5 protein-coding genes are annotated in these 4,529 nt (G+C 39.1%); 4 read left to right on the forward strand and 1 reads right to left on the reverse strand.

The features are described from left to right. From AC1DPQ_RS18695 to AC1DPQ_RS18710, 4 genes are all read left to right on the forward strand, one after another. Positions 1 to 651: isocitrate/isopropylmalate family dehydrogenase (locus AC1DPQ_RS18695; RefSeq protein ID WP_477610507.1), on the forward strand; the 651-nt coding region annotated here is incomplete at its 5' end. Positions 652 to 661: 10 nt separating this feature from the next. Further along, positions 662 to 1,822 carry a 2-isopropylmalate synthase gene (locus AC1DPQ_RS18700; protein ID WP_083488690.1) on the forward strand — a complete coding sequence of 387 codons (1,161 nt, stop codon included), beginning with the start codon at positions 662 to 664 and terminating at the stop codon, positions 1,820 to 1,822. Between the two features lie 276 nt (positions 1,823 to 2,098). Next, entirely contained in the window at positions 2,099 to 3,349 is a 1,251-nt protein-coding gene (gene ilvA, locus AC1DPQ_RS18705) for a threonine ammonia-lyase IlvA (RefSeq protein WP_215125555.1), read from the forward strand. A gap of 138 nt (positions 3,350 to 3,487) precedes the next feature. Further along, positions 3,488 to 3,838 (forward strand): cupin domain-containing protein, encoded by a 351-nt coding sequence (locus AC1DPQ_RS18710; protein WP_477582595.1) that lies wholly within the window; start codon positions 3,488 to 3,490, stop codon positions 3,836 to 3,838. Between the two features lie 147 nt (positions 3,839 to 3,985). Here the strand turns inward: AC1DPQ_RS18710 and AC1DPQ_RS18715 are convergent. Continuing rightward, positions 3,986 to 4,529 (reverse strand): DUF4230 domain-containing protein (locus tag AC1DPQ_RS18715; RefSeq protein WP_477610508.1); only part of this gene is annotated, 544 nt, incomplete at its 5' end.

Here is a 4,529-nt window from a genome sequence, read left to right on the forward strand (position 1 = left end):
CGCTCGGAGGACCGTAATACGGCTTCAGATTTAATGATTTACCACCGTTATGAAGTAGAACGCATTGCACATAAAGCTTACCAGGCTGCACAGCAACGTAACAAAAGATTATGTTCGGTAGATAAAGCCAATGTTTTAGAAAGCTCTCGCTTATGGCGCGAAACTGTTCAGGAAATTGCAAAACAATATCCTGATGTAGAAACAGAGCATATGTTTATCGATAATGCAGCCATGCAGTTGATCAAAAACCCTAAAAAATTCGATGTGGTTTTAACCGCCAATTTATTTGGAGATATTTTAACAGATGAGGCTTCGCAGATTGCAGGTTCAATGGGTATGCTGGCTTCGGCATCTGTTGGCGAAAGCACAGGTTTCTTCGAGCCGATCCACGGTTCTGCACACGATATTGCAGGTAAAGATTTAGCTAATCCATTGGCTTCTATCCTATCGGCAGCACTAATGTTAGAAATTGGCTTCGGACTAAAAGAAGAAGCCAAATTATTGGTTGACACCATCGACCAGGTATTGAAAGAAGGTTTTAGAACACATGACATTGCCGACCAAAATACAAACCGGTTTAAAGTTTTAGGCACAGCCGAAATGGGCAAATTGGTTCTTAAATTCTTATCACAAAAATTAATCACTTCCTAAACTTAAGATTATGATTCACGACCCAAACAAAGTTTATATTTTCGACACGACATTGCGTGACGGTGAGCAGGTTCCAGGCTGCCAGTTAGATACAAACCAAAAAGTAGAAATCGCTAAATCACTTGAGCTTTTAGGTGTTGATGTGATTGAAGCTGGTTTCCCGGTATCTAGTCCAGGAGATTTTAACAGTGTAATTGAATTATCAAAAGCAGTTACCAACCCGATTATCTGTGCGTTAACCCGTGCAAATAAAAATGATATCGATGTTGCTGCAGATGCTTTACGTTATGCAAAAAGACCACGTATCCACACAGGGATCGGTTCATCCGATTTCCACATTAAACATAAGTTTAACAGTACCCGCGAAGAAATTTTGGAACGTGCTGTTGAAGCCGTAAGGTATTCGAAAAAATTTGTGGAAGATGTTGAATTCTACGCAGAGGATGCCGGCCGTGCCGATATCGAATTTTTAGCTAAAATGGTTGAAGCAGTAATTGCTGCCGGTGCCACCGTGGTAAATATTCCAGATACCAACGGATATTGCTTACCAGATCAGTATGGCTCGAAAATTCTTTTTTTGAAAGAGAACGTAAAAAATATCGATAAAGCCATTATCTCTGTGCACTGCCACAACGATTTAGGCTTGGCTACAGCGAATTCTATCGCAGGCTTACAAAATGGTGCCCGCCAGGTAGAATGTACCATTAACGGCATCGGAGAGCGTGCAGGCAATACATCTATGGAAGAAGTCGTCATGATTTTGAAAACGCACAAGATTTTAGGCTTAAACACCCAAATTGATGCGACCCGTTTCTATGAAATGAGCCATATGGTGCGGAACCAGATGAACATGCCGGTACAACCGAACAAAGCAATTGTTGGTGGAAATGCATTTTCACATAGCTCAGGTATCCACCAGGATGGTTTCTTGAAAAACCGTGAAAACTACGAAATTATTAAACCAGAAGATGTTGGTTTCCCTGATGCAACTATTGTATTGACTGCAAGAAGCGGACGCCATGCTTTAAAACACCATTTAGACCGTTTAGGCCATAAATTGGAAAAAGATCATTTAGATATTGTTTACAAACAATTTTTGGTTTTAGCCGATAGCAAACAAGGCATTAACGATTACGATTTAAACCAATTGGTTGCTTTGCATTTGGCGTAAAAGCTGAAAGGTTAAGGACCAAAGCTAAAAGCGATCGGCGAATTGCCTCAAAAAAACTTTGAGGGGTGCCCCCCTTTGGGAGGGGACAGGGGAGGATTTAAGTTTGAAACACAAACACTTAGTTCACCTAAACCTGATTGAAATGAGCATGAAGCGCAGCGAAATAAAATGTAAAGCAGGACAGCTGCAACCGATGGAACACCAAACCCTGCTTTACAAAAAATATAAGAGAATATCAGTCTTGGTACTTGATTCTCTCTACTTGATACTACAACAATGAATACTACAACACCGAATACATTAGATTTTTTATCTGCATCGCAAAGGTTAAAAGGGGTGGTAAAACGTACACCTTTAGAGTTTAACGCCGGACTTTCTGCTCATTACAATGCCAATATTTATTTAAAAAGAGAAGACTTGCAAATTGTACGCTCGTACAAATTGCGTGGTGCTTACAATAAAATTAGCTCCTTGCCACAAGATGCATTAATTAACGGTGTAGTTTGTGCAAGTGCGGGGAACCATGCACAAGGCGTGGCCTATTCATGTAAAAAACTCGGCATTAAAGGGGTGATTTTTATGCCAGAGATTACACCGAAACAAAAGGTTAAACAAACTTACATGTTTGGTGGCGACAATGTTGAAGTGGTTTTAGTAGGCGATACTTTTGATGATTGTTTAAAAGAAGCTTTAGCTTATAGTGCCGAAAAATCAGCCACTTTTATTCCACCTTTCGATGATGAAAAAGTAATTGAAGGACAGGCAACGGTTGGTGTAGAAATTTACGAAGATCTACCTGACCTGGATATGATTGTAATGCCGGTTGGTGGAGGCGGTTTGGCATCGGGTGTAAGCGCTTACATGAAAACCGTTAAGCCTGAAGTGAAATTAGTTGGTGTTGAACCACTTGGTGCACCATCAATGGTTACGGCGATGGAATATGGTGGTCCGTTTACCTTAGAAGAAATAGACCGATTTGTGGATGGTGCAGCTGTAAAAAGAATTGGCCATATCACTTACGAATATTGTAAGGAACTGCTTGATCAGATGCATTTAATCCCTGAAGGAAAAATCTGTACGACCATTTTAAAATTGTATAACGAAGATGCCATTGTGGTTGAACCTGCGGGAGCACTGTCTGTGGCTGCATTAGATCAGCTTAAAGACCAGATTGCCGGTAAAACGGTAGTTTGTATCGTAAGCGGTGGAAATAACGATATTGAGCGTATGCAGGAGATTAAAGAGAAATCTTTGCTTTTCGAAGGCTTGAAACATTATTTCATTGTACGTTTCCCACAAAGACCAGGTGCTTTAAAGTTATTTGTGAATGAAGTTTTAGGTCCACAGGATGACATTACCCGTTTCGAGTTTATTAAAAAAACAAATAAAGAAAATGGCCCCGCTTTGGTTGGTATTGAACTTTCTAATAAAAACGATTATGCAAGTTTATTACAACGCATGAAAGATTTTAAATTTGAAATTATTGAGCTAAACCAGGATCAGACTTTGTTTGAGTATTTGGTTTAAGGTTATTTAACCGCGAAGGGCGCAAAGTTTTTCGCTAAGCACGCAAAGTATAATTTAATTCCTTTGTCATCCTGAGCCTGTCGAAGGACAATCACAGTGTTTCGACAAGCTCAACATGACACATCTTAATAGAGAAAAATGAATTTCAAAGACTTAAGCAACAAGGCATTAATTGCTGACAGCGATATTGATTGGGAAGATTTAGGAGCAGGCGTTAAACGCAAAATTATGGCTTACGATAATCAGTTGATGTTGGTTAAAGTGGAATTTGAAAAAGATGCCATTGGTACCATTCACAATCATCCTCATTTACAAATGAGCTATGTAGCAAAAGGAAGTTTTGAAGTAACCATGGGTGATGATAAGAAAATTTTAAATGAAGGTGATGTTTTCTTTGCCCCATCAAATGTATTTCATGGTGTATTTTGTTTAGAAGCGGGTTTATTGATTGATATTTTTAATCCACATAGAGAAGATTTTTTGAAATAAGATTTGGTTATGTCGTCATGCTGTCCCGAACCTTCGGGATCAGCATCTATCCTGCAAACCTCCGAAGTTTTACTAGTTCTACTCTTTCCAAAAAGACCCTGAAATAAATTCAGGGTGACGATCGCTTAACCTTAAACCTTCTAAGCCCTACTCAAAAGTAAACCTCACATTCTTATAGCCCAAACCTTCTATAATCGGTTTAAGTACCGTTGTAGCATTGGTTTTTGTTTGTGTTAAAATACTCGATTTTTTAACCTCAGCAGTTACTTGTCTTTCGGCTGCTTTATACGCTTCATCTACCAAACCGGCTTCGCGGAAGAAAGCCATTTTCGTATCGTAAACACGCGAATTTTTATGGTCGATTTTTACATAACATATTTCAGGCTGTGGCAAATTTACTACAGCGGTGTCCGCATCAATATCAATATCTTCACGGGTAATTTTTGTTAAGTCGATACAACCTACTGCTTCGGCTTTAACAATCAATAAAACACTTGCTTCGGGTAAAAAGTCTGTTTTATTTTTATGTTCTAAAACATCGCTAATCTGGTACCTTACCAGCTCCAATTTACCAATGGCCTCAATTTTCTCTACCAGAAGCTGATGTTTGCTCTCTACAGAGGTATTGATGCTGAACTTTTTGGAGATAAATAAATACCCCGCAACGATTAAAATTAACCAGGGTAAGAGG

It is taken from the genome of Pedobacter sp. 01T416_2 (assembly GCF_056398925.1).